26 protein-coding genes and 1 pseudogene are annotated in these 24,790 nt (G+C 68.8%); 18 read left to right on the forward strand and 9 right to left on the reverse strand.

Translation table 11 applies throughout. The annotated features are described in order from the left end of the window. Window positions 1-52 precede the first annotated feature (52 nt). Window positions 53-757: pseudogene (locus ACQCX5_RS03595) on the reverse strand (PspA/IM30 family protein); the annotation flags it as partial. Between the two features lie 202 nt (window positions 758-959). Between ACQCX5_RS03595 and ACQCX5_RS03600 the strand changes: the two are divergent. Further along, complete coding sequence (locus tag ACQCX5_RS03600; protein ID WP_434540599.1) at window positions 960-1,310, forward strand: hypothetical protein; 351 nt, start codon at window positions 960-962, stop codon at window positions 1,308-1,310. Between the two features lie 42 nt (window positions 1,311-1,352). Here the strand turns inward: ACQCX5_RS03600 and ACQCX5_RS03605 are convergent, their stop codons facing one another. Together ACQCX5_RS03605 and ACQCX5_RS03610 are read right to left on the reverse strand one after the other, a co-directional pair. Then, a complete protein-coding gene (locus tag ACQCX5_RS03605) occupies window positions 1,353-1,571 on the reverse strand; it encodes a hypothetical protein (protein ID WP_434540600.1) in 219 nt (72 codons plus the stop codon). Window position 1,572: 1 nt separating this feature from the next. Further along, entirely contained in the window at window positions 1,573-2,181 is a 609-nt protein-coding gene (locus ACQCX5_RS03610) for a DUF3043 domain-containing protein (RefSeq protein ID WP_434540602.1), read from the reverse strand. Between the two features lie 204 nt (window positions 2,182-2,385). On the opposite strand from ACQCX5_RS03610, the gene ACQCX5_RS03615 reads away from it, so the two are divergent. The 10 genes from ACQCX5_RS03615 (at window position 2,386) to ACQCX5_RS03660 (ending at window position 11,859) form a co-directional block, all read left to right on the forward strand. After that, on the forward strand, window positions 2,386-3,057 hold the full coding sequence (locus tag ACQCX5_RS03615) for an SAF domain-containing protein (protein ID WP_434540603.1): 672 nt from the start codon (window positions 2,386-2,388) through the stop codon (window positions 3,055-3,057). Between the two features lies 1 nt (window position 3,058). Beyond that, a complete protein-coding gene (locus ACQCX5_RS03620; RefSeq protein WP_434540604.1) occupies window positions 3,059-3,853 on the forward strand; it encodes a hypothetical protein in 795 nt (264 codons plus the stop codon). Continuing rightward, window positions 3,850-5,355 (forward strand): CpaF family protein, encoded by a 1,506-nt coding sequence (locus ACQCX5_RS03625; protein WP_434540605.1) that lies wholly within the window; start codon window positions 3,850-3,852, stop codon window positions 5,353-5,355. Before ACQCX5_RS03620 ends, ACQCX5_RS03625 begins: the two co-directional genes overlap by 4 nt. After that, complete coding sequence (locus tag ACQCX5_RS03630; RefSeq protein WP_434540606.1) at window positions 5,352-6,224, forward strand: type II secretion system F family protein; 873 nt, start codon at window positions 5,352-5,354, stop codon at window positions 6,222-6,224. The genes ACQCX5_RS03625 and ACQCX5_RS03630 overlap by 4 nt, the downstream gene beginning before the upstream one ends. Beyond that, the gene (locus ACQCX5_RS03635) at window positions 6,221-7,153 is read left to right on the forward strand and encodes a type II secretion system F family protein (RefSeq protein ID WP_434540607.1); all 933 of its coding nucleotides are present in this window, start codon (window positions 6,221-6,223) and stop codon (window positions 7,151-7,153) included. Before ACQCX5_RS03630 ends, ACQCX5_RS03635 begins: the two co-directional genes overlap by 4 nt. A 57-nt stretch (window positions 7,154-7,210) precedes the next feature. Beyond that, on the forward strand, window positions 7,211-7,402 hold the full coding sequence (locus ACQCX5_RS03640; protein ID WP_434540608.1) for a hypothetical protein: 192 nt from the start codon (window positions 7,211-7,213) through the stop codon (window positions 7,400-7,402). 19 nt (window positions 7,403-7,421) lie between these two features. After that, complete coding sequence (locus tag ACQCX5_RS03645) at window positions 7,422-7,829, forward strand: TadE/TadG family type IV pilus assembly protein (RefSeq protein ID WP_434540609.1); 408 nt, start codon at window positions 7,422-7,424, stop codon at window positions 7,827-7,829. Continuing rightward, complete coding sequence (locus ACQCX5_RS03650) at window positions 7,826-8,263, forward strand: TadE/TadG family type IV pilus assembly protein (RefSeq protein ID WP_434540610.1); 438 nt, start codon at window positions 7,826-7,828, stop codon at window positions 8,261-8,263. The genes ACQCX5_RS03645 and ACQCX5_RS03650 overlap by 4 nt, the downstream gene beginning before the upstream one ends. Then, the gene (locus ACQCX5_RS03655; RefSeq protein WP_434540611.1) at window positions 8,260-10,896 is read left to right on the forward strand and encodes a LysM peptidoglycan-binding domain-containing protein; all 2,637 of its coding nucleotides are present in this window, start codon (window positions 8,260-8,262) and stop codon (window positions 10,894-10,896) included. The genes ACQCX5_RS03650 and ACQCX5_RS03655 overlap by 4 nt, the downstream gene beginning before the upstream one ends. A 129-nt stretch (window positions 10,897-11,025) precedes the next feature. Continuing rightward, window positions 11,026-11,859, forward strand: a complete 834-nt coding sequence (locus tag ACQCX5_RS03660) for an undecaprenyl-diphosphate phosphatase (RefSeq protein ID WP_434540612.1) — start codon at window positions 11,026-11,028, stop codon at window positions 11,857-11,859. 3 nt (window positions 11,860-11,862) lie between these two features. On the opposite strand, the gene ACQCX5_RS03665 is transcribed toward ACQCX5_RS03660, so the two are convergent. Continuing rightward, entirely contained in the window at window positions 11,863-12,615 is a 753-nt protein-coding gene (locus tag ACQCX5_RS03665) for a trimeric intracellular cation channel family protein (RefSeq protein ID WP_434540613.1), read from the reverse strand. A 95-nt stretch (window positions 12,616-12,710) separates the two neighbouring features. Continuing rightward, window positions 12,711-14,126: an alkaline phosphatase PhoX gene (locus ACQCX5_RS03670; RefSeq protein ID WP_434540614.1), complete on the reverse strand. Its 1,416-nt coding sequence runs from the start codon at window positions 14,124-14,126 to the stop codon at window positions 12,711-12,713. Window positions 14,127-14,342: 216 nt separating this feature from the next. Here ACQCX5_RS03670 and ACQCX5_RS03675 point away from each other — a divergent pair, with 216 nt between their 5' ends. The 4 genes from ACQCX5_RS03675 to ACQCX5_RS03690 all read left to right on the forward strand — a co-directional run bounded on the left by ACQCX5_RS03675 (window position 14,343) and on the right by ACQCX5_RS03690 (window position 16,799). Continuing rightward, on the forward strand, window positions 14,343-14,756 hold the full coding sequence (locus ACQCX5_RS03675; RefSeq protein WP_434540615.1) for a rhodanese-like domain-containing protein: 414 nt from the start codon (window positions 14,343-14,345) through the stop codon (window positions 14,754-14,756). 169 nt (window positions 14,757-14,925) lie between these two features. Beyond that, the gene (locus ACQCX5_RS03680; RefSeq protein ID WP_434540616.1) at window positions 14,926-15,525 is read left to right on the forward strand and encodes a hypothetical protein; all 600 of its coding nucleotides are present in this window, start codon (window positions 14,926-14,928) and stop codon (window positions 15,523-15,525) included. A gap of 116 nt (window positions 15,526-15,641) precedes the next feature. Next, on the forward strand, window positions 15,642-16,259 hold the full coding sequence (locus tag ACQCX5_RS03685) for a hypothetical protein (protein WP_434540617.1): 618 nt from the start codon (window positions 15,642-15,644) through the stop codon (window positions 16,257-16,259). 108 nt (window positions 16,260-16,367) lie between these two features. Continuing rightward, window positions 16,368-16,799, forward strand: coding sequence for a hypothetical protein (locus ACQCX5_RS03690; protein ID WP_434540618.1), 432 nt, complete (start codon window positions 16,368-16,370; stop codon window positions 16,797-16,799). Here ACQCX5_RS03690 and ACQCX5_RS03695 read toward each other — a convergent pair. Both ACQCX5_RS03695 and ACQCX5_RS03700 read right to left on the reverse strand, forming a co-directional pair. Further along, window positions 16,792-17,385, reverse strand: coding sequence for a dihydrofolate reductase family protein (locus tag ACQCX5_RS03695; RefSeq protein ID WP_434540619.1), 594 nt, complete (start codon window positions 17,383-17,385; stop codon window positions 16,792-16,794). The genes ACQCX5_RS03690 and ACQCX5_RS03695 overlap by 8 nt on opposite strands. A 91-nt stretch (window positions 17,386-17,476) precedes the next feature. Next, complete coding sequence (locus tag ACQCX5_RS03700; RefSeq protein WP_434540620.1) at window positions 17,477-19,699, reverse strand: glycosyltransferase family 2 protein; 2,223 nt, start codon at window positions 19,697-19,699, stop codon at window positions 17,477-17,479. A gap of 259 nt (window positions 19,700-19,958) precedes the next feature. Between ACQCX5_RS03700 and ACQCX5_RS03705 the strand changes: the two genes are divergently transcribed. Then, window positions 19,959-22,211: a hypothetical protein gene (locus tag ACQCX5_RS03705; protein ID WP_434540621.1), complete on the forward strand. Its 2,253-nt coding sequence runs from the start codon at window positions 19,959-19,961 to the stop codon at window positions 22,209-22,211. A 200-nt stretch (window positions 22,212-22,411) separates the two neighbouring features. Then, a complete protein-coding gene (locus tag ACQCX5_RS03710) occupies window positions 22,412-22,846 on the forward strand; it encodes an OsmC family peroxiredoxin (RefSeq protein ID WP_434540622.1) in 435 nt (144 codons plus the stop codon). A gap of 6 nt (window positions 22,847-22,852) precedes the next feature. Here ACQCX5_RS03710 and ACQCX5_RS03715 read toward each other — a convergent pair whose 3' ends face one another. Beyond that, window positions 22,853-23,302, reverse strand: a complete 450-nt coding sequence (locus tag ACQCX5_RS03715) for an Lrp/AsnC family transcriptional regulator (RefSeq protein ID WP_434540624.1) — start codon at window positions 23,300-23,302, stop codon at window positions 22,853-22,855. Window positions 23,303-23,517: 215 nt separating this feature from the next. Between ACQCX5_RS03715 and ACQCX5_RS03720 the strand changes: the two genes are divergently transcribed. Beyond that, complete coding sequence (locus ACQCX5_RS03720; protein ID WP_434540729.1) at window positions 23,518-24,027, forward strand: LysE family translocator; 510 nt, start codon at window positions 23,518-23,520, stop codon at window positions 24,025-24,027. On the opposite strand, the gene ACQCX5_RS03725 is transcribed toward ACQCX5_RS03720, so the two are convergent. Continuing rightward, on the reverse strand, window positions 23,999-24,709 hold the full coding sequence (locus ACQCX5_RS03725; RefSeq protein WP_434540625.1) for a winged helix-turn-helix transcriptional regulator: 711 nt from the start codon (window positions 24,707-24,709) through the stop codon (window positions 23,999-24,001). The two genes, ACQCX5_RS03720 and ACQCX5_RS03725, sit on opposite strands and share 29 nt — an antisense overlap. Between the last annotated feature and the right edge of the window lie 81 nt (window positions 24,710-24,790).

The following is a 24,790-nucleotide window of genomic DNA, read 5'->3' on the forward strand; positions in this document are numbered from 1 at the left end:
GCTGGGAGTCACCGTGGCCGGCAGGCAGTGCGCCCTGGGCGTGCTGGCCGCTGCCGATCGCCATCTGCGACTTCAGCGCGGCGAGTTCGTCCTCGACCTGCGAGGTCGAGGCGAGCGCGTCGAGTTCGCGGGTGATGTCGTCCTTGTAGGTGCCCGTGGGGTCTTCCAGGGCTCCCGAGGCCAGCAGCTCGTCGACGGCCGAGGCCCGGGCCTGCAGCTGCAGGGTCTTGTCCTCGGCGCGCTGGATGGCGAGGCCGACGTCGCCCATCTCTTCACTCATGCCGGTGAATGCTTCGTTGATCCGGGTCTGGGCCTCGGCGGCGGAGTAGGTCGCCTTGATGGTTTCCTTGCGGGTGCGGAACGCGTCGACCTTGGCCTGCAGGCGCTGGCTGGCGCGCACCAGCTTTTCTTCTTCGCCCTGCAGTTGGGCGTGCTGGGCCTGCAGGTCGGACAGCTGCTGCTGCAGCCCCGACTTGCGGGTCAGCGCCTCGCGGGCAAGGTCTTCCCGGCCCTGCTGCAGCGCGCGCTGGGCTGAGAGGTTCAGCTTCTCGACCTCGCTGTTGAGCTGGTTGGCCTGCAGTTCGACACGCTTGCGGCTGGTCGCGACGTCGGCCACGCCACGACGAACCTTCTGGAGGAGCTCCAGCTGGCGCTGGTAGGAGTAGTCGAGGGTCTCGCGCGGGTCTTCCATCTTGTCCAGGGCCTTGTCGGCCTTGGCGCGGAAGACTGTCGAGATGCGGGAAAAGATTCCGGCCATAAGAGTCTGTGCGTCCTTCCAGTGGTGTCGCGTGGCGTGCCATCCGGCACCTGCGGCTCTACCCGTCCAGCCTATGCGCACCGGGAGCACTGCGTAAGGGCATCTGCCGAACGATCAGGGGTTTCAGGGTTGATTGGGGTCACTCACCCACCCGGGGGTAACCTCGGACGAGCCCACTGCATCGAGACTGGAGCACCATCGCATGACCCGAGCCACCGCGCCTCGCTGGCAGCAGGCGCTGAACCTCGCGCTGGTCGTGGTCGGCGTGCTCGTGATCGCCTATGCGGGGCTGGTGATGGGACGCGGCGCAGTCACCTGCCGCGGCGTCGAGATGGCCCCCGGCGATGTGTGCCACAAGTCGTCCTACACGCAACTGCAGACGGCCCAGACGCAGACCTATGAACAGCGCCTCGAAGCGACCCGGTCGCAGCGTCCGATCGTGGCGATCGGTGGTGTGCTGGTGGCCGGCTTCGGCCTCTTCCTCTTCCGCAGGGGCGGCACGTCACGCGGCGCGGTCAGCTCGGATGAACAGCGACTGCTCGAACACCACTGACGGGTTGCCCACAGGCCGTGGAGCTGACTCAGCCTCCGGTGCTCACTCCGGCTGCAGCGACATCGGCCCGTAGACGAGCCGGTCCTCTTCGTACAGGCTGACGGAGTCGATGCCCAGGTCTGCCAGGTCGAGGTAGTTCTCGGTGAGCCACTGTTCGGCCGAGGCCTGGTCGTCGAACCGGCGACCGATGCCGGCACCGACGAGGTCATCGCTGTGGGATTCGAGCCCCGAGGACTGTTCGGCGTCCCAGTACCAGGCCATCTCAGACCTCTTCGCCCCGGTTGATGCGCGGGCCGGGGTTGCGGAACCGGCGGATGGTCATCATGCGCGAGTTCATCTCCATGAGCACGCCGCGGAAGTTCGGGTTCTTGATGCGCTCGTGGGCCAGCTTCTTGTAGGCGCGCCACATGAAGAACACGTTCGCGATCCAGCCGATGAGCAGGCCCACCATCACGAACATGATGCCGGTCTGCACGGGCACGTTGCGGCTGAAGAAGAACGAGATCGCCACCAGCACCAGCATCACGGGCAGCAGGAACTCGGTGATGGTCCAGCGGGTGTCGACGAAGTCACGCATCAGCTGCTTCTCGGGCGTCTTCTGCTGGGCATCCCAGGTGGCCTCGCGGCCGGCGCGGCGGGCAGCGGCCGCGGCGGCACGCTGCTCCTTCTTGGTCATCTGCGGGTGCAGTCGGGCCATGCGGGCTGCCTCGGCCTCGGCACGGGTCGGGGTGGGGCGGCCCTTCTTCGGCGTCTGGCCGGGCTGGGCAGGCTGCGGCTGGGCTGCGGCCTCGTCCTCGATCGTGACCTTGGCCTGGTCGCTCTGCCCGGCGTCCTTGGCCTTGCGCTGCTCGTACGGGCGCAGGAGTCCCACGGTTGCCCCTTTGTGTCAATCGTCTGGGTGTGTCGTCCCAGTCTAGGCGATCTGCTCGACCGTGAAGCACGCTGCCCTGCGGGCCGCCAACCCGTCCTTTCGTGCACGAATTCCGTGAACTTTCGGTGAACCCGGGCCAGGAGTTATCCACAGATCTCATTCTTGGCCTTCTACTTGGCCCTCCGACTGCCTAGCGTCACGGGCGTGAGCGACGACCAGGGCCTGAGGGCCACCACAGAACGCGGCCCCGAGGCGATGCGCGCCCCGGGCACGGCCATGCGTGGACGACGCAGTCCGCGGCTGGTGGTGATCGGCGTGCTCTGCGCCGTGCTGGGCGCCCTGGGCGTCACGACCGCGTTCTCGCAGGCCACCGAGTCGCACACGGTGGTGGCCATGGCCCGCACCGTGCCGCGTGGTGTCGTGGTCACCCAGGCCGACCTGACCACGGTCACGATCGGGTCGGTCCCCGGGGTCAGCACCGTGCCCGGTGACCACCTGACCCGGCTGGTCGGCCAGACAGCACTGGTCGACCTGCCCGCGGGCTCGCTCGTCGGTGAGGGCGCCGTGGGTGCACCCGTGATCGACGCCGGCACCTCGCAGCTCGGCCTGAAGCTGGCTGCCGGGCGACTGCCGAGCACCACCATGCCACCGGGCACCAGGGTGCTGCTGGTCTCGGTGAGCAGCAGCGCAGAGGGGGCTGCCGGCACTACTTCCGAGACTGCGGGCAGGACGTTCGAGGCCACCCTGACCAGCGTGCCCCGCGAACTGCCCGACGGGGTCACCTGGCTGCTCGATGTCAGCGTCAAGCAGGCTGAGGCGCCCATGATCGCCGAACTGGCGGCATCCGGCCGGCTGGTGTTGACGAGGTCGGCCTGACATGGCGCTCATCATCATGTGCTCTGCTGCCGGGGCACCCGGTACTACCACCACAGCGCTGGGCCTGACGCTGCAGTGGCCACGCCCGGCGCTGCTTGCCGACTGTGACCGCGACGCCTCCCAGGCGATCGTCGGGGGTTACCTGGGCGGACAACCCGGGCAGCGTGGCTTGTCCAGCCTCGTCCAAGTGCTGCGGCGCCAGTCCAGCCTGCGCGGCAGCCTGCTCGACCACACCCAACGGCTCGACGCCGCCGGCCGCAAGCTGCTGCTGGCGGGCTTCAGGCACCCAGCCGCCTCGGCGATCTTCACGTCGTGGTCCCAGCTGGCCGAGGAGTTCGTCGAGGTGCAGCACCAAGGGCTCGACGTCATCGTTGATGCAGGGCGCTGCGGCGCCACCGGGCTGCCACCTGAGTTGGTGCGCCGCGCCGACCAGGTGCTGCTCACGACCCGCTCGACACTGCGGGGCATGGTCGGCCTCGCAGCGCACCTGCCCACCCTGGTCGACCAGTGGGAGTCTGCGAGCGCGTCGCTCGACGTGGGCCTCGCAGTCGTCGGGCCCGGGCGGCCCTATTCGAATGCCGAAGTCAGCGCCCAGTTCGGCGTTCCTGTGGCCGCGTCGATCGACTGGGCCCCCGAGCATGCCGCCGTGCTCAGCGACGCCGCGGAACCGCCACGCAGGTTTCAGCAGGGCAGCTACGTCGCCTCGCTGGTCAAGTCAGCACATGAGTTGCAGCCCCGTCTGGCAAACAGGGTGGCGGCGCAGCAGGGCCCAGCCGCGGGGTGGCACGCCTCATGAAACGCGCCGAACCCGTCGCGCACGGCGGCCCCAGCACCAGGGAAGCCCTCGACCGCGTGCTGCAGCGACTCAATGCACCCCAGCCCGCAGTGCACCCACTTGTGCACCCCCTGCCGACGACGGGCACAGCGCCCGGCAGCCCCATCACCCCGACCGTCGCCCCACCGCGCATGCCGGCGCGACGCCAGCAGGCGATGCAGGTCGACTGGGCCGAAGTGGTGGTGTTGCGCCGACGCGCCGCTGAGCAGATGACCGAGGCGTTCACCACCTGGGAGGCCGAACACCGCCGGGCGCTGCCCCCCGATGATCGCCGGATGCTCGGACGCAGCGTCATCAGCCAGCTCGTGCGCACCCGGGGCGAAGAACTGGCGAGCGGCGGCGAGGCGCTCTGGACCGCCGATGATGAAGCGGCCCACCGAGCCGCCCTCGATTCCGCGATCTTCGGCTACGGACGCATGCAGCCCGTCTTCGAAATAGCTGACGCCGAGAACATCGAGATCCACGGCTGGGACTCGGTGGTGGTGCAGCACAGCGATGGACGACGCAGCGAACATGCACCGGTCGCCGACAGCGACGACGAGCTGGTCGAAGCCGTGCGCTTCCTGGGCGAGACTGCCAACCCTGCGCGGCCGTTCGACGACGCGCACCCCGTGATGACCATCGCGCTGGGCAACCGGTTCCGGCTGCACGCCATCGGTTTCGGCCTCAGCCACCGCCCCTCGGTGATCATCCGCCAGCACCTGCACACCCACGTCACCCTCGAACAGCTCTCGGCAGGCGGGCTCATGCCGCTCGAGGTGGCCAGGTTGCTGCGGGCAGCCGTGCTTGCGCGCAAGTCGATGGTGGTCTCCGGCGACCAGGGCGCGGGCAAGACCACCTTGCTTCGCGCCCTGATCGAGGCGATTCCCACCAGCGAGCGATTCGGCACCCTCGAGACCGACTACGAGCTGCTGACCCACCTGCTGCCGCACCGCAGCAACATCCTGGCCCTGCAATCGCGGATCGGTCTGGGCGAACAGGTTGACGGGCGTTCGATCGGGGCCTGGTCCGTCGCCGACCTGATCCCCGAGGCCCTGCGCCAGAACCTGACGCGGCTGGTGGTGGGCGAGGTGCGCGGTGAAGAAGCGGGGGCGCTGTTCCAGGCGATGCAGTCGGGTGCGGGCTCCATGAGCACGACCCACTCGCACTCGGCCACATCGACCATCGACCGCCTCGCCTCGCGGGTGGCCCAGGGTGGGGCCTTCGGCATTGACGAGGCCTATCGCCAGGTGGCCCACAACCTGCACTTCCTCATCCACGTCAAGCTGGTCGACAACACCTGGCGTGGCGGGGTGCGGACGAGGTTCATCAGCGAGATCCGCACCATCACGGGCGGCCTCGAGAACGATCGGCCCACCACGCACCTTCTCTACAGGGCGCCCGAGGGCAGTGACGCGGGGGTCTTCCACACAGAACCCGCCCTGCTCGACGAGCTCATGCCCTACCTGCAGGAGCGGTCATGACGAATTCGCTGGTGGTGCTGCTCAGCAGCTTCGTGGGGCTCCTCGGCCTGGCCACCCTCGTCCACGGGCTCGTGCCGCAGGCTGACCGCCACCGACCCAGCACCCCGGCAGGACCCTCACGGCTGCAACGCGCCGCCCATGCCTGGCGCGGGGCACCCAGGCGATGGCGGATGTTGGTGATCGCGGCCGTCATCGGCGGGATCCTCGGCTTCGCCCTGACCGGCTGGGTGGTGCTGCTCGTGGCGGTGCCGGCGGCGGTCCTCGGTCTGCCCTGGTTGCTGTCGACCCCGCCCAACCGGGAGCTCGTGCTGCTGCAGGCCCTCGACCAGTGGGTGCGGCTGCTGAACGGATCCATCCTGACCGGCAAGTCAGTGGGTGATGCGATCCGGGCAACGCGCCGCCAGAGCCCCGAGGCCTTGAAGCCGGCCATCCAGACCGCCGTGTCGCGCATGGACGGCCGGTGGTCGCCCTCTGACGCACTGCGGGCGATGGCCGACGAACTGGACGCCCCGGAGGCCGATGCAGTGATCGCCGCACTGATGCTCGCGTCCCAACGTGGCGGCACGGGTACCAGCGACACACTGCTCGGCATCGCCGAGGCCACCCAGGACAGGCTGCGGGCGATGCGCGAGGTCGAGGCCGAGCGGGCCAAGCCACGCATCGTCGTGCGCCAGGTCACCATGATCACGCTGACGGTGCTCGGGGTGGCCCTGGTCGTCGGCGGTGGCTACTTCGCCCCCTATGGCTCGGCATTGGGGCAGACTGTGCTCGCGGTGTTGCTGGCGAGCTTCGTCGGCTCGCTGGTGGTGCTGCGCCAGCGCACCATGCCGCGCCGGCGCGAGCGCATTCTCGTGGCAGGTCAGTCATGAGCACCCTCACCCTGGTCACACTGGTCTCGCTGCGCTGGGCCACCGTGCTGCCACTGCTCGGCGGGGCCGCCGTTGCGGCTGGTCTGCTGATGGTCGTGGGCGGGCTCGCGCCCCGCCCCGTGCGCCTGGCCGACGTGCTGGGCACCTCCGGCGGGCGGGGCTCGCCCGCAGCAGGACGCCCCCTCGTCAACCCGGGCAGCGCCGACGACGGACTGCTCGACCGCGTCGGGCTGAAACTGTGGTCGGTCATCCCCGTCGGGCACCGCACGGCAGCCACCCTGCAGATGCAGGGGCGCACCGGTGCCGACTTCATGGCAGAGAAGCTCGTCGTCGCGGTCATCGGGGCCGCGGCCCCGGGGCTCGTGTCGCTGCTCACCTGGTTGATGGGCACCTCATTCGGTGCGATGCCCGCCCTGTGGGTGCTGGTCGGCGCCGCGGTGGGCTGGTTCATCCCAGACCTGTTGCTGCTGCGCTCACGCGGTCGTTTCCAGAACGCGGCGGGCGAGGCCGTGTTCACCTACATCGACCTCGTCACGCTGGAACGGCTCGCGAACCAGTCCGCCACCGCCTCGCTCACGCGTGCGGCATCACTGTCCGACAACGTGCTGTTCCGAGAACTGCGCACTGCCCTCGAACGTGCCCGTCTCGAACAGCGGCCCGCGTGGCAGGCGCTCGACGAGGTGGCCGAGAGGCTCGACCTGGCCCCCTTGCATGACATCGCGGATGTCATGCGGCTCGATGAGCAGGGTGCCGCGCTGGGTGGGGCCCTGCGTGCACGGGTTCGTGAACTGCGGGACGGCCACCTGATGAGCCAGAAGATCGAGGCGCAACGCACCAGTGAGTCGCTCACGATCTGGATGGTGATCCCGGCGCTGGTGTTCGGGCTGATCCTGCTGACCCCTCCCCTGCTGACCATGCTCAACGGCTGACCAGACCCACCCAGTCCACCTCCACCACCCACACCCAACCCATCGAAAGGCGCCACCGTGACCCGCTCGTTCCATTACCTGACCGGCCTGCTCATCAGCCTCATTCTCATGCCCGCGCCGCGGCGCCACCGCGACCGCGGCCTGTCCCAGTCCACCGAGAACGCCATCCTTCTTGCCGGTGCCGTGGCAGTCGCCGGCATCGTCATCGCCGTCGTCACCGCCTACGTGCAGTCAAAGCTGCCCCGCTGATCCTGCGAGCACGCCGGCCATGCCCACCACACCTGATCCTCGACACCACCACGGTCATCGACATCGTCGGGCCCACCGCGACCGCGGTCTGGGCCAGACGGTGCAGTGGGCCCTGCTCACGCCCCTGCTGGTGATGATGATGGTCGGGCTCGTGCAGGGCGCCGTCGTGCTGCAGGCCCGGCAGGCAGCAAAGTCCGCCGCCATGGCGGGCGCAGAAGCTGAGTCCTGGCACGGGTCACCCCGGGGCACCGGCGCCGAGGTGGCACAGCGCGCAGCCGCGGGATCGGGCCTGCATGACGTGACCGTCACCGTGACCCGCCAGGGTGGGCTCGCCCGGGTGACGGTCACGGGGCGGCCCGACCTGTTCTTCGACGTCGGCCAGGGGCGCGTCAGCGCCACAGCCGTCATGCCGCTGGAGGGGTCATGACTCCCACCCGCCGCGCTGCGCGGCCCGGGTCGCGCGGTCTCAGCCCCGCCGTCGAGGCGGTGCTGGTCGTGCCGGTGGTCGTGCTGCTGCTGGCAGTGATGACCGCCGGTTTCAGGCTGTGGCAGGCACGCTCCGACCTGGCCCAGGTCAGCGGCGCCGCGGCCCGTGCCGCCAGCCAGGCCCGCAGCAGTAGCGAGGCCATGGAACGCATCCACCAGGTGGTCAACGCCAACCCCACCGCGTGCGACCGTCCCCTGGTCTCTGCCGACCTCAGCGGCTTCGCCACCCCGGTCGGCACCACGGCGGATGTGAGCGTGACGATTGTCTGCACCGTCAGCTTCGCCGACCTGTCGGTGCCCGGCATGCCGGGGCGAACGTCAGTCTCGGCCACCGGCACCGCACCGCTCGACCCCTACCGCAAGAGGAAGCCATGACCACCTCACCCGGCACGGGCTCGCCACCGGGCGCCCTGCGCGCCATCGCCGGCGCCGCCACCCTGCTGGCCCTGCTCAGCGGCAGCGCATGGCTGCTGGTGCAGGTCGGCAGTTACGACATCGGCGCGCTGGCCAACCCGTTGACCCCTGACGACGGCTCCCTGCTGCTCACCCTGGTGACCGGCATCGGTTGGCTCGCGTGGGTGGCAATGGTCCTCGAGGTCGTCACCGACCTCGCCGCCGGCCTGTCCCGTGGCCGTCTCCGCTGGCGCCCACCGACCGGCGCCTGGGTGCGCCCATTGACACATGTGCTGGTCTCAGCGGTGGTCGCCGGGGTGTTGGCAGGCTCCATGGCGAGGACGGCCGCCGCCCCCGCAGATGCCGCTGGTGGCGCGGGTGCGCCCGCGGTCATGCCGCGGGCTGTCGCGTCGGCCCCCGCCACGCCCGGGCCGTCCGCCACGGAGCAGCACCCCGACCCCATCCCCCGGGCCGCCACCTATGTGGTGCAACCGGGCGACGACCTGTGGGGCATCGCCGAACGTGAGCTCGGTGATGGACGGCAGTGGCGGCATCTCAGCGAACTCAACCCCCAGGTCGGTGAGCACCTGCTCAGCCCGGGAACACCCATCGCGGTACCCACCTACGGCGATGAGTACCACCTCGTGACCGTCACTCAGGGTGATTCCCTGTGGACGATCGCCGAAGCCTGGCTCGGGGACGGCAACCGCTGGCCCGACATTGCCAAGGCAAACCCCACCCTGGTCGGTGACCCCGACGAGATCGAGATCGGCTGGGTACTCAAGGTGCCCAAGGCCCCCGCGCCCGTCGCCGAACAGGTGCCCCAGCGGGCCGCGACCACCGAACGCGCCCCCGACGTCGTCGAGATGCGCAGCAGCCCCGGCCCTGCGGGCGTCCGGACGACCCAGCCCACCAATCAAGCACCCACGACCGCCCAGTCACCGCAACCGGCCGACCCGGCGGGGTTTATCACCGATGACCCTGTGCGGCGCGTGACCGGCGGCATCACCGCCGCACTCGCGGCAGGAATCACGGCCGGCCTGGTCACCAGGCGCCGCCAACAACTCCTCGCCCGTCCCCTCGGCCGGCAGGTGCCACAGGGCAGCAGCGAGGCGAACCGGTTCGCGCAGGCGTTGAGCCGACTGGCCCTGGCACACCGCCCGGCGGGCACGACGGACGACGAAGATGCGCCCCTGACCCCGACGACGGTGCTGGTCGGCGAAGCCGATCACGAGTCCGAACAGCCGCGACCTGTGCTGGTCGACCTGGGTGCCCACACGCTCACCGCCGTCAGTTCCCCCTCCGCAGAGGTTGCCAACGACTTCCTGGGCGGCATCGTCACCACCCTGATGTGCGCCGAGTGGTGTGAGGGCGTCGCCGTCACCGTCGCCGCCGAACCCCTGTCGTGGGCCGGTGCCTTCGATCGTCCTGAACTCACCGTGGTCGCCACGACCACCGAAGCCCTGGAGCTGTGGCGGGCCACCGCCGCCGACCGGCACCGCCTGACGGCCACCGGCGACGACAGTGCGCCCGAGGTGTTCGTGTTCTGCGATCCGCTGGACGATGAGTCCCTGCGGCTGCTGCTCGAGGTCGCGCACCCCAAGATGTGCGCCGTGGTCGCGCAGCGCACCGCACTGGCTTCCGAGACCCTGGCGGTCACCCGCGATGACGCAGTGGTCGCCAGCACCGGCCAGCGTTTCTTTCCCCAGCTCATCGGCGAACCGGCCAGACGTGCACTGGTGGAACTGCACACGGTTGCCACCAGCACCGAGTCGACCCCGGCGCCGTGGTGGTTGCACTCCGCCGATGACACCCCGGCGCCCACCCCCCTCATCAGCCGCGACCGTCCCCGACTGCCCAGCGACGACGAAGGAGCAGCCATGCCCGCCGACCCCCGCCTGCTGCTGCTCGGCCCGATCAGCCTGGTCGGGGCACGCGGCGCCGAGCCCACCCGCGCGGTGAAGCAGTGCGTCGAGTACTGTGCCTGGATCCACCAGCACCCGGGCGGCACCTCGAACCAGATGGTCGCGGCCCTCATGGTCGCCGAGACGACCAGGCGTTCGAACGTCAGCCGACTGCGCAGTTGGTTGGGTGCCGGCGAGGACGGGGCGCAGTACCTGCCCGAGGCCTACACCGGCCGCATCTCGCTGCACCCGGCCGTGAGCAGCGACTGGGAAAGCATGCAGGTGCTGCTCGCCCCCGGCGTCAACCTCGTCTCGAGCCAGACGCTGGTCGATGCGCTCACGCTGGTGCGCGGGGCGCCGCTGGCCGATGCTGCACCGGGCCAGTGGCACTGGGCCGAAGAGATGCGCAGCGACATGATCTCGACCATCCGCGACGCCGCGGTCGTGCTCGGGGGCCGGGCGCTCGAGGTGCACGACCTCGACACCGCCCGCTGGGCTGCCCACCGGGCGCTGCTCGCCGCCCCCGACGACGAGCTCGCCATGGGCGTCAAGATCCGCGCCGAACACCTGTCCGGCAACCGGGCCGAGGTCGAACGGATGGTGCTTCAGGTCACCCGGCAGGCCCGCCTGCTCGGCACCGACCTGTTGGACGAGACCGTGGCCACGTTGCAAGAGGTGATGGAGGGTCGTCCGCGCAGCCGACGGGCGTAGCGGCAACCCACGACCGTGGTCTGAATCTCGCCGCCCGACGCCCCGCAATGCCGGTCCCCCGGCGTGGTCCGGTTAGTCTGATCTGCGGCGCCGAGCACATCGGCAACGAGCGCGAAGGACGGACATCACATGGGCTGGACCGAGGCCATCATCCTGGGCATCCTGCAGGGACTCACCGAGTTCCTGCCCGTCTCGTCGAGCGCGCACCTGCTCATCGCAGGGCAGCTGTTCTTCGACGGCGACGCCGGCGCGGCGTTCACCGCGGTGACCCAGCTGGGCACCGAAACCGCCGTCGTGCTCTATTTCGCCAAGGACATCGGCCGCATCATCGCCCGCTGGTTCGGTTCGCTGACGGGCAAGGTCGACAAGTCCGACCCCGACGCGCGCATGGGCTGGCTGATCATCCTCGGCTCGATCCCGATCGGTGTGCTGGGCCTGTTCCTGCAGCAGCAGATCGACACGGTCTTCCGCAACCTGTGGGTGACGGTCGCCATGCTCGCCGGTGTCGCGGTGATCATCTGGCTGGTCGACCGGCACGCGAAGAACGAGCGCACGCTCGACCAGCTGACGGTCAAGCATGGCCTGCTGTACGGCCTCGCCCAGGCCGCCGCCCTGATCCCCGGTGTCTCGCGCAGCGGTGGCACCATCGCCGCCGGCCTGGCCATGGGCTACAAGCGTGAGGCGGCTGCCCGGTATGCGTTCCTGCTGGCCATCCCGGCCGTGTTCATGTCGGGCCTGTTCAAGCTCAAGGACGTGCCCGGCGACCCGCGGCTGGCCTGGGGCCCGCTGATCGCCGCCACCGTCATCGCCTTCGCGATCGGCCTGGCCGTCATCCACTGGCTGCTCAAATACATCAGCACCCACAACTTCACGCCGTTCGTCGTGTACCGGCTCATCCTGGCCGCGGTGCTCGCCGTGCTGCTGCTGACCGGCACCCTCGACGCGGTGCCCGTGGGGGCGTAGCGCTCAGTCGTCCGAGTTGGACGAGAACCTGCGACTCCAGGGGTGCAGCGGACGCGCCGCGATCGGCTGGTTCTCGACTGCCTGGTAGTCGAAGACCGGCAGGCTGAGCCGGTGATAGACCGCCAGCATGCGCATCGTGAACCCCACCACCAGCGTGATGACCACCGCCGTCAGGTCGTGCACGCGAAGGGTGTACAGCCCCACGTACAGCAGTGCCGCCGCCAGTGACACGCTGGCATAGAGCTCTTTGCGAAAGACCAGGGGCACCCGGTTGCACAGCAGGTCACGCATCACGCCACCGAAGACGCCAGTGATGATGGCGCCGACGCAGGCAATCACCACCCCGAGGCCCATCCCGAGGGCGACCTTCGCCCCCAGGATCGAGAAGACCACCAGGCCCACGGCGTCCAACGCCAGGAACAGCGAGCGGAAGTAGCGCATCAGTGACGCGATCGACACGGTGACCACGGCGGCGACGACCACCAGCACCAGGTAGAGCGGCTGGCGCACCCACGTCAACGGGTAGTGGCCGAGCAGCATGTCGCGCACCGATCCCCCGCCGATAGCGGTGACCGTGGCGATGATGACGACGCCGAACAGGTCCATCTTCTCGCGGCCCGCCGCCAGCGCACCGGTCATGGCTTCGGCCGTGATGCCAATCACATAGAGCACGGTCAGCAGCATGCGTCGTCCCTTCGCCAAGCGGGTGTGGTTCGGTGTCAGGTTACTGGTCGCACCATTTGCTGGTCGCTCCATGCACCCCCTGACGCTCGTGGCAACGACACGTCGGGCCGGCCCCAAGGGACCGGCCCGACGTGGTGGCTACCACACGCCCCGGGGGGCAGGCGGAATCAGCGGTTGAGGTACTTGGCCATCGGGCCGCTGATGGCGTAGGTGCAGTCGCCCTGGATCGAGGCGAACAGCAGGCTGCCGCCCTTGGCGAAGGCGGGGCCGGCCCACTCGCCACGGTCACCCAGGTCACGGGCGATCTCGTTGCTGCCGAGGCGCTCGGTGAAGGCGACCAGGCTGCAGGGGTCGTTGCCGTCCTCGGCGATCACGACGCCGCCCCAGGGCGAGACGGTGATGTTGTCGGGGCCGTGGAAGCCCTCGGCGTTGCCGTTGGCCCAGTACTCCTTGATGGTGATGGTCTCGTCGGCGAAGTTGTAGTAGGCGATCATGCCCGAGTCACCGAGCATGTCGATGCCGTGGCTGGCCTTGTACTGGGCGATCTGGCTGGCGTTGGTGTACGACAGGGTGAACCACATGCCGTTGGCATCGTTCCAGCAACCCTCGATCTTCGGGTGCTGGGTGGCGCCGGGGTACTGGTCACGCAGGTTCGCGTTCTGGGCCTGGCGGTCGGCGCCGCCGTCGAGCCACTTGACCGGGTAGGGCTTGTTGACGTCGGCGGCGGTCAGCTGGCCGTAGTGCACGAGCGGCACCCCGTCGCGGACAAGCTGGGCGGCCTGCAGCACGCCGTCGTTCTCACCGAACTGCTCGGCGATGCGGGGGCCGATCTTCGCGCCCTCCGGGGCGGTCCAGCGGTAGAGCAGGCCGCGGCCGGTGTCCTCGGTGATGTAGGCCTTGGTCAGGTCGGGGTCGATTGCGGCGCCCTCCCAGACAGCGCGGCCCCAGGCCTTGATCGGCAGCGGCACCTGCTTGGCCACGACGTCGGGGAAGACCTCGAAGACGTAGCCGTGATCCTTCTTGGTGGTGTAGGTCTGGCCATCGACCGAGCTGGTCACGGTGGTGCCGGCCTTGGTCACGTCCTCTTCGCAGGCCAGCCACGAGCCCCAGGGGGTCTCGCCACCGGCGCAGTTGCGGATGGTGCCCGACAGGGCGACCCACTGCTGCACGAAGCGGCCATTGCTGTCGGTCTCGACGACCGTGTTGCCGCCCATGCCGCCGGGGACGCCGTCGTCATAGACGGTGCCCTCGACCAGGGGAACGGGGATCCGGGCGCTGGCGCGGCACTCGTGGTTGACCACCAGGCGCACGCCGCCGGGCACGTCGAAGGCGCCGGTGCCGTCCAGGTTCGACGGGGTCTTGCCGATGACTGCGCCGAAGCGGTCGGCCAGCAGGTCTTCGGCACCGATGGTGCTGACGCGGTTGATCTTGAAGCCCTTGGGCAGGGCAACCAGGCCGTTGTCGGCGACAACGGGCAGCGCGGAGCCGCCGGCGGCAGGGGCGGCGTGGGCAGGCAGGCCGGCGGCAGCGACAATGCCCGTGGCGGCGCTGGCGCCCAGCAGGGCGCGACGAGTGATGGTCATGGGTCCTCCTTGTGCAGAAGTTGCTCGGGCGACTTCGCCCACCCCCACCCGACACCCGCCACGTGACATGCGGGTGAACTCTGGTGCGCCATTGGGAAAACTGAACGAGAAGCCTCTCTGGCCGACATGTGATGCCAATCACGATGAATCGCGCGACCCGGTCGGCGCCCGCGGCATAGGCTGCGTCCCATCCCACCGTCGACCCAGGAGACGATGATGTCCGCACGCGAACCCGGCACCCCGCTGGTCCGCAATGCCGCCCAACTCGTGGCCGAGGCCAACGCACGCATCGACACTGTGCCCCTTGACGAGGCCCGGTCGCTGCTCGAAGATCCCGCCTGGCTGTTCGTCGACGTTCGTGACCCACGCGAACTGGCAAAGCTCGGCACCGTCCCCGGATCCTTCCGTGCACCGCGCGGCATGCTCGAGTTCTGGGTCGACCCCGAGAGTCCCTACTACCGACCCGCACTGGACGACGGCCGCAAGCTGCTGCTGTTCTGCGGCTCGGGGTGGCGCTCGGCGCTGGCCGCAGCGGCCCTGCGCGACATGGGACGCGACGACGTGGCCCACCTGGAGGGCGGGTTCAGCGCGTGGACTGCCGCGGGGCTGCCGACCGAAGAGATGCACTGAGCCGGGCGTGGGCGCGCGTCAGGACGAGGCATGCGCGGGGCCAGTCACTGCCGTCGGGCTGATGTCGGCGGACTTATCCACAGATTTTCGGACGAGCCCGGCTCGTGGCCCCCTGGCTGGCAAGGATGGCCATATGCGACGACCTCCCCTCTCGGCTCTCGCTCTCTGCGTGGCCGCGACCGTGCTGCTGAGCGGCTGCCAGGACAAGCCGGTCACCACCCCAGCACCGACCGTGTCACCGATCCTGCAGACCGCCAGCGCGACATCGTCACCGACGCCGCCATCGACGGCGCCGACCCCGAGCCAGACGCTGATCAGCACGAGGCCGACGAGCTCAACTGAGCTTGAGGCACTCGCGGACGAGGCCGAACAGGTTTATGTCGCCTACAAGAAGCTTCGGCTGAAGTACGAGGCGCAGGGCGGAATCGACGGCCCGCTGCCGGAAGACCTGAAGCAGTATGTGGCGGGCACCGAGTCGCGGGCGGTCGAGACGGTGCTGAGGTCCGTGCACCAGAAGGGGACCAAGCTCGAGAAGGTCGACAGGATGACCTTCAAACGCGTCGGAACGTTCTCTGATGACCTGGAAGAGAATGCAATCATCGGCATTCAAATGTGCGATGACGCCTCTCAGGTGGTATTCAAGGACGGAAAGGGCTCGTCCACGCGCGCCTCTTCACTCATGTACTGGAGCGAACTCGGGCGCGGCCCCGCTGGCACGCTCCAAGTGGTCTACAGCGAAGTGAAGGAAGTTGCTTCATGCGACGCCTGACAATCGCGCTGCTCGTTGGCTGGCTGCTGACTTCGTCGATCGGCCTCAGCACGGCCGTCGCAAATACTGGTTGCATCGGAACGGCCGTCGGCGCCACTGGCACTGCCGGTTGCACAGTGACTGGCAAGAAGAAGCGCGGCGGCGATCCGGATCCCAACCCCAAGCCCGCCCCCTCCGTCAAGCCCTGCATGTCCGGCGGCACCACCATCCCTTGCGCCCTGCCCTTCACCAGCCCGCGCGCCGCCACGCCAGCACCCAGCGTTGACGTCCGCACCGTCGCATCGTCGGCCGCCCTGCAACTCGACGTGCCCGCGCCCACCCCGATCATCGGCCCCAACCCGGCCCGCAACAAGTGGAACATGATCCCGGTCGGCTTCCCGATCTGGGTCTGGACCGAGCACCCGCGAACCCTGAATGCTGCCACCACGCAAGAGGGCATCACCATCACCATGACCGCCACCGCCGGTCCCACAACCGTCAGCTTCGGCGACGGCACCACCATCACCTGCCAGACCATGACCCGGCGCCCGCCGGTGCTCGACCCCGCCGAGCAACCCTCCCCCGACTGCGGCCACGTCTACTCCAACAAGGCCACCTACTCCATCACGGCCACCACCACGTGGACGGTGACCTGGCAGGCGCTCGACGAATCCGGCACGCTCACCCTCACCAACACGGCCGCCACCAGCCTGCGCGTGGGCGAGCTCAGCGCCGTCCTCGTGCCGGGACCGTGATGGCCCACACCCGACTGAGCCGCGAATTGTGGCGCACTAATGTTGTCCTTGCTGACGGATAGGTCGACGCCGCAATCACGCGAAGAACGGAGCTTGAAGATGGAACTCGTGTACTCGACTTCCGGGGGTGTGCTGCTTGTCGCACCCCGTGAGGACGCGGAACGAAATAGCCGCTTGCACGACGGGCTGCGCTGTTCCCGGACTTGGGGCGAGTTGCGAGCAACCGTGGACAGGGTCGACTACCAGGACATCCTCGACCGCTTGCACAGCGAGGGCATCTACGACCAAGGCGAGGAACCCGAGGACGCCGAACCGTTTGAGGCGGATGATGTCCCCGGTCACGCGGACGGGGATTACCCCGAGTGGCTTCAGCAGAGCATGCTCGATTGGTTCCCTGATGACCTGGTCGAAGAATACTTTGCAGAGTCCGCCTTCAACGGTGAGTTCCTGCACATCCCGGAAGCCGATGCCGAAGCAGTCATCAACCGGCTGCAGCAGGAAGGGCATACGCTCACGAAGTCCGACGTTTCCCTCATGTAGGGACCCGCCCGCCCGGACGCCGCACGCGGTAGCGCAGGTAGACCACCCGCCCCACCGTGCCGACGGTGCGGTTCTCGACCAGTTCCAGCTCACGCTTGTGCCCGTGGTGGGCGAAGAACGGCTGCCCTCCCCCGACCAGTACCGGGAAGACACGGACGAGGTACTCATCGATCAGGTCCAGGTCAGCGGCCTGCGCGGCCAGGGTCGCCCCGGCGATGGCGATGTCACCGGTGCCCGGTTCAGCCTTGAGCGCCGCCACTTCGGCAGCCAGTGAGCGAGTGGCCAACCTGGTATTCGTGCCCTCGACCGTCGTCAGGGTCGTCGAGAAGACCACCTTCGGCAACTGCTTCCAGCGCCTGGCCCATTCAAGTTCCTGCGCGTCGAGCTCCTGCCGTTCTTCCGCGGTTTCCCAATAGAGCATGGCCTCGTGGATTCGCCGGCCGAGCAGGTGCGTGCCAATGCCGTCGAGCTCGTCGAGCGAGAGCTGGAAGACCTCGGGGTCGGGGTCGGCCCAGTCGAAGGTGCCATCGGGCCCGGTGATGTAGCCGTCCAGGGACATGCCCATGGAATAGGTGAGCTGGCGCATTCCCCCACGGTAGGCGCGCCCACCGGGCATTGCGCCCGAGCGCTCAACGGTGCTGACGCACGCCCCCTGCCCAGCCCTGCCCAGCGCCGGCTCAGACCTGCGCGGCCTGTTCCGCCGGCAACACCACCGCAGCAGCCCGACGCGGCAACGCCGGCGAGCCGACGCGCTGCCGCAGCCCGGCCACGACGTCCTCGAACCCGGCACGCACTCCGACGAAGTTCACCGCACCCACCAGTGCCAGCACGGCGCTGGCCACGGCGAATGCCCCACCCAGCGCATAGCCCAGGCTGAACGCCCGCACCGCCAGCCCGGCGAGCACCGCCACCAGTACGTATGGCACCAGCACGAACAGCGCAGGTGCAGCGACCCGGTCGGCGATCTTCGGGGTGCGGGCGAATGGGATCTTGCGGCCCGTCAGCCCTTGCTGCACCGACTTGACGACACCGGCCAGGTTCACCGCCAGCAGCGACATGTTGAGCGCCTGCACCCACACCACGTCGACGGCCCGGTGCCCGACCCGACGCAGGTCGGCACCCTGTGCCACCAGGAACGGCACCGCCGTCAGGAACAACCACGGGCTGAGCAGTTCGCCCACCATCGGCACCAGCATCAACACCGGCGCCGCGATGCTCGTCCACGCAATGGAGCCCAGGTAGTCGAAACGCAACGCGAACTCACCGGCACGGATCGGTTCGCGGCGGGCCAGGCGCCCACGCAGCACGTCGACGATCTTGGGCAGGATGATCAGCCCACCGTTGGCCCAGCGGCGCCGCTGCACGACCAGCGAACCGAAGTCGGGCGGGGTGGCGCTGTAACTGAGCCGCTCGGGGTAGTTGACCAGGCTCCAGCCGCGGGCGGCCAGGTCCATGCTCGACTCGGTGTCCTCAATGACGGTGCGGTCCTGGATGTAGGTGCGCACCTCGAAGCCACGCTCAATGCTGACCTGTTCGATGTCGGCCAGCGCCCCGCGACGGATGATCGCATTCGCGCCCACCCAGAACGTGGCATCGAAATACGTCTTGCCCAGGTGGTGCAGGTGCTGCAGGTCGGTGGTGGCACCCGCGACCCGCTCGAGCCGGGTGGGTGCCCCCGGGAACGAGACGTACGGCGTCTGGATCACCGCAACCCGCTCGTTGCCGGGCTGGCGCAGTTCGTGCACGAGCCTGGTCGCATAGCCGCGCACCAGCAGCGAGTCGGCGTCCAGGGTCAGCACGTAGTCGGCGTCGGGCACCACCAGGTCGGCGTCACGGCCAGCTGCAGCCGGCATGAGCACGTCGCCGGCGAGGGTGCGCTCAATGTTCCACGACTTGCCCATCAGCGAGATGTACGAGTTCAGGTTCATCGCCTTGTTCGCCTCTTGCGACAACGAGATGTAGCGCTTGCGCTCGAAGTGGGTCAGTTCGACGGCAAAGATCCGGACGAGGCGCTGGTGGGCCGTGATGACCTCGGCACGGCTCGGCAGGTCTTCATCGACGACGCGCCCGCGCAGGCGGTCGGCGTCGGCGACCAGCGCATCGGCCAGACCCATGAACACCTGGTCGACCAGGAAGGCGTCGGCATGGTCGTCGACCGGGTGCTGGGTGGCGAGGTCGGCCAGCCAGATGGCGGCCCGCTCATACGTCGCGGCAAGGGTGAACACGTCATCGCGGCGCACCTGGTCCCACCCGCGGGCGACGAAGCGGGCCAGGGCCTGTTCGCTGAAGCGTCGCGGTTCTGCGAGCGCTGCGGCGATCTGCCCGGGCAGCGCGGTGGTGGCGTCGAGCTTCGCGCGCACCGCGTCGTCCGTGGGGTTGGGTTTGTCATCAACCAGCAGGACGACGCGCAGCGACGGGAACTCCTGCAGGGCCGCCGACCACAGCGTGGCGCTGACGACGCGGGGCTCCTCGGCATACGAGGGCACGAGCACCGTCATGGTCGAGTCATCGTCGGCGAACGTCTGGTCGAGTTCGGCACGGCTGGTGCGGCGGTGGCGGCGCAGCCTGACCAGCGCCCCGGCGCGACCCAGCAGGTACATCGTCGACGAGAACGCCAGCGCCGTGGTGGCCAGCAGCATCACGCCCAGCCAGAGTGCCTGCCAGGCCGACGGCAGCGGGTCGGCATGCCGGCGCAGTGTGTCGATGACGAACCAGAGCCATAGTGCCACCGTCCCCAGCGGGGCAACCTTGGCGACAGCGATGCTGGCACGCGACGGCGCAGCGTGCGCGAAGGTCGGGTAGTCGTCGCGCAGTGGTGCGGGCCGGGCGGGCAGCATCGACAGGCCGGCATCAGCGGCGTGTGCGCGCGCAGGCAGAGGTGATGAGGGGACGTCAGACATGTGGGGGCACCGCTCTGGACCGTGGTCCGTCGAGGATTGGCAGTCGAACGGCGCCGTTGCCGGGAGGATCGCTCCTCCGGGACCCCAGATTACCACTGACCTGAAGATTCTTGGATGACTCTCAGGTTAACGGCAGACGACCAACTCTGGCCACAGCACGCGTGTTGAGCGATTTCCGCGCAACTGGCCACCGGGCGGTCACAACAGTATACGTTTTCTCGCATCACCTTGCACCCTCTCGAGAACGGTGGACCACCCCATGACCCCCGCACCACATCGCCGTGGTGCAGCACGCGCCCTGATCGCACTGCTGTGCGGTTTGTCGCTGCTGCTCTCCGGGCTCGGACACACCCCGGCCCAGGCCACCACGCTGCAACAGATCGGCCCCATCCCCCTGACCAGCATCACGGCCCCCGGCTCAACCACCGGCTACGGACCCGACGGCACCCCACGCATCTACTGGGTCCAATCCGGCGTGCCGGCGACCTTCAACATCATCGACGCCCGCGACGGCACACGGCTCGCCGTGCTGCCCCTGCCCGCCGGCACCGGCGGCTCCTGGGTGCTCGACCGGCAGGCCAACGGCGACATCTACATCGCCAGCTACGGCGCCGGCCACCTGATCAAGTACGAGTGGGCCACGAACAGCATCGTCGACCTGGGCCAGCTCGCCCCCGGCGAGACCTTCGTCTGGGCCGTCTCGCACGACGCGTCAACCGGCATCGTCTACGGCTCGACCGGGCAGGTCGGCGGCCACCTGGTCAGCTATGACCCGGCCACGGGCCAGCGGCGCGACTACGGCGCGTTCACCCAGGACCCCAGCGCTCCCCTGATCGGCCACTACGTCGCCGCCGCCGAGGGCCGGGCATGGATCGGCATGGGCCCCACGCCGATGCTGTTCGAGGTCGACACCGTCACCGGCGAGCGCCGCAAGTTGGCGATCCCCGACGTGAAGCCCCAGGACAACTACGTCGGTGAGCTCGACGTGCGCGGCGACCTGCTGTTCGTGCGCATGCAGCAGAGCGGCACGCTGAACATCTATGACTGGCGCAAGCAGCGCTGGGTCGGCGTCATCAACAACGTCATGGGCCTGACCATGGCCGAACAAACCCCCACCTTGAGCGACAAGCACTCGGTGCACTTCATGAAGCCCGGCGAACTGTGGTCGTTCAACACCAAGACCTACAAGTCGGCCAAGGTCGTCGACATCCCCGGCTTCAGCGATGTGCGCGCCTTCGGCTACCTGCGCCTGGGCACCCCGGACTGGCCTGGTGAAACCCTAATCGGCTCCACCTACAAGGGCACCTATTTCATGTGGAACGCCCAGACGAAGAAGCTCGAGGTCAAGCAGGGCGACGTCGAGGGTGCCTACGCCAGCATCCGGTCGATGGCCGAGGGGCCGGATGGCAAGGTCTATTACAGCGGCTACCTCGCCGGTGGCCTGGCCAGCTACGACCCCGCCACCGGGGCCAAGGCCGTCGTCTCGCAGACGAATGGCCAGGGCGAATCGATCACGAGCCACCTGGGCAGCGTCTGGGTGGGCACCTACCCCGACGCCGGCGTCTGGCGCTACGACCCCGCGTCGGGCGAACCGCTGACCAAGGTGGCCGAGTTCAAGGGCAATGGCCAGTCCCGCCCGCACGCCATGGCAGGCGCGGGCGCCTACCTGGCCGTGGCCCTCGTCCCCGAGAACGGCAACCGCGGCGGCGGCCTGGGGCTGGTCAACGTGGCCACGAACCAGACCGAGTTCCACACCATCGTCGAGGGCCATTCCGTGGTGCAGGTCGCCTACCGCGACGGCATCATCTACGGCAGCACGTCGATCTTCGGGGGTGTGGGCGCGGCGCGACCACCGGCTGACGACAACTCGGGCTACCTGTTCGCCTTCGACGTCGCCACCCGCACAGTGCTGTGGAAGGTGAAGCCCGCCGCCGGCGACGGTGCCATCGGTGCCGTGTTCTTCGACAAGGACGACAACCTGTGGACCTCGAGCCCGATGTCGATCTTCAAGGTCAGCAAGACCGACGGCACAGTGCTGGCCACCCAGAACTACGGCAGCTACCCGTGGGGCACCGTCGAGTACGTGCACGGCGGCGGCGTCGGCTGGTTCAACCCCTATGAGAACCGCATCTATTTCAACTCACAGGCCCGCGTCTATGGCATCGACCCGACCACCCTGGCACGCGCGTCGTACTTCAACCCGTCGGCCCACGCGTTCATGGGCAACTTCGGCTATGACTACATCGCCCGTGACCTGAACGCCTGGAAGTGGAACGTCAACGACCGCCCATCACTCACCCTGGCGATCGAGGACCGGGCAGGCCAGCCCTGGGCCTCGGCCACGGGCCTGTCTGCGGGTGAAAAGGTCGAGCTCTTCGACCAGTCCGGCGCGTCGCTGAGCGTGCACACGGCAGCCGCCGACGGCACGGTCGCCGTGCAGCTGACCGGGGCGTCGACGACACATGTGCAGCTGTTGCGCCTGGCCACCCGGGGGGTGGTCTGGTCGAAGTGAGCCGACGGCTGGCCAGCGGTAGCCGGCCGTCACAGCGAGGGGGCGTCCATGGTGCCGGGCGCCCCCTCGCCTTGCCCGATACCAACGCGCCAAGACCCCCATTCGCCAGCCCCGGCCACCAATTCGTGCTTGGCTGGTGGTCAGTGGCGCCGCGCGTCAGCGCGGATGCCCATCCGCCCCTCCCGATCGAAGGAGACCCCATGCCCACACCGATCAACAATTCCGCCAGCGCCGTCTGGAAGGGCGACCTCGCCACCGGCTCCGGCGAGGTGCACCTCGACACTTCAGGCAGCGGCACGTTCCCCACGGGCTGGAAGTCGCGGGCCGTCGAGTCCGGCAGCAGCACCACCCCCGAAGAGCTCATCGCCGCCGCCCACTCGACCTGCTACTCGATGGCCTTCTCACATGCCCTGAGCGGCGCCGGGTACACCGTGAACCAGCTCGACACCAAGGCCGTCGTGACGTTCGTCGCCGGCTCGGGCATCACGAAGATCGCCCTGGATGTCACCGGCGATGTCGAGGGCATCTCCGAAGAGGATTTCCTGCGCATGGCCGACGACGCCAAGACCGGCTGCCCCGTCTCGCAGGCCCTGGCCGCCGTCCCCGAGATCACGCTCGAGGCCCGTCTGGCCTGAGCACCCTCACAACGGTGCGTGGTGCTCGACCACGGTCTTCATGACCAGCGTCGAACGCAATCGCTGCACGCCGGGCAGCAGTGAGAGCTGCTGGTCGTACAACTCCTGGTAGTGCTGCTTCGAGTGCGCCACCACATACAGCTGGTAGTCAGGCTCACCGAACAATCGGTGGGCCTGCACCACGTTCGGCAGCTGGACGACCGCCTGCTCGAACGCGCTGACGGCCGCACCATCGCCTGACTGCATGGTGACGAAGACCAGCGCCTCGAACGGCAGCCCGAGCAGATCGAAGTCGAGTTCGACACCGAACCCCCGGATCACGCCTGTGGCCTGCAGGTCGCGGAACCTGCGGTGGCAGGCCGACAGGCTCAGGCCCACCTGCGAGGCGATGTCGGTCATCGTCGCCCGCCCGTCTGCCTGCAGCAACGCAAGAATCTGTCGGTCAAGTGCATCCATGGCGATAATTCTTCACGCAGGTGGACTTGAGCGCAATACATCACGAAGCACATTGCGCGCCCATTCGCATAATCTGCCACGCATGGATGCAGGCAGGATGATGGCCTTCTGGGGCGTGGTGATGCTGATGGCGCTCACCCCGGGAGCGGACTGGGCCTTCGTCATCACGGCGGGACTTCGCCGCCGGGCACGGGGTGGTGCCGGCGGTGGCCGGCATGGTGCTGGGCCACTTCACGGTGGTGCTCGTGGTGGCCGCCGGGCTCGCCGCGCTGCTGGCTTCGTCCGAGGTGGCCTGGACCCTGCTCACCGTCGGCGGCGCGGCCTACCTGGCCTGGTTGGGCATCTCGGTGCTGCGGCATTCCTCGAGCGCCGGGGTGCCGGCTGTGGACGTCCCCGCACCCACCAGCACCACGCCCCTCAGGGACACCTTCACCAAGGGCCTGGGCATCAGCCTGCTCAACCCCAAGGTGTTCCTGCTCATCCCGGCGCTGTTCCCGCAGTTCACCAGCACCTCGGCAGCCTGGCCGATCTGGGCCCAGCTCATCACCCTCGGACTGCTGCACGTCACCAACACGGCCGTCGTCTACTTGCTGGTGGGCTGGGGCGCCGCCACTGTGCTGACCCGCCGCCCCGCGGCCGCCAAGGTCGTGACCGTGCTGTCCGGCGTGGTCATGATCGGCCTGGGTGCCGGGCTGCTCATCGAGGCCGTGGCGGCGAGGGCGTGAGTTCCTGCGGTGGCACCAGCACCGCCACCTGACTCAGTTTCAGAATCTGCGACAGCCTGCTCGTCCACGCCCGGTCACCCTCGACGCGGATCACCTCGTGGCGCACGGCGTGGGCGATCGACACCCGCCCGAGCCAGACCTTGTACAGGTCGGGGACGGAGCCCCGCACGGTGAGGTCGACAGGGTAGCCCGGGTCGCTGTCACAGACCGACGACGCGCCCCTGTCAACGACGATCCAGAATGCCCTCGGGTCGTCGGTGAACACCACCGAGATGACGTGCCTGCTGCCGGGCAGCCCTGAGGTGTCGACGCGGTCGTGCATCCACCAGACGAGCAGTTCAGGGTCGAGTTCGTCCGGGGTCGGGTCGCTGAACGCCCACCGGGCGCCCCAACCGCCCAGACCGAACACGATCGGTTCCAGCTCGCGCCCCGCCGGGGTGAGCACATACTCCCCCGCCACGTGGTCGACGATCCCGGCCCGGACGAGCTGCCGCAGCCGTTTCGCGAGCAGGGTGCGCGACAGGCCCGGCAACCCGCGGGCCAGGTCGTTGAACCGGGTCGTGCCGCACAGCAGGTCGCGCACGACCAGCAGGGCCCACCGTTCCCCCAGCACCTCGAGCGCCCGCGAGACCGGGCAGTACTGCCCATACGGGGTGCCGAGGTCATCGTCGACGACTGTCATGAGTCCATCATCGGTCCAGATCCTGTACCGGGAAAGTCCCAGTTCTGTACTTTTTTGGTGCTGCCTCCGGGCTGATCCTGA

Source organism: Aestuariimicrobium sp. G57, from assembly GCF_050110855.1.
Lineage (GTDB): Bacteria > Actinomycetota > Actinomycetes > Propionibacteriales > Propionibacteriaceae > Aestuariimicrobium.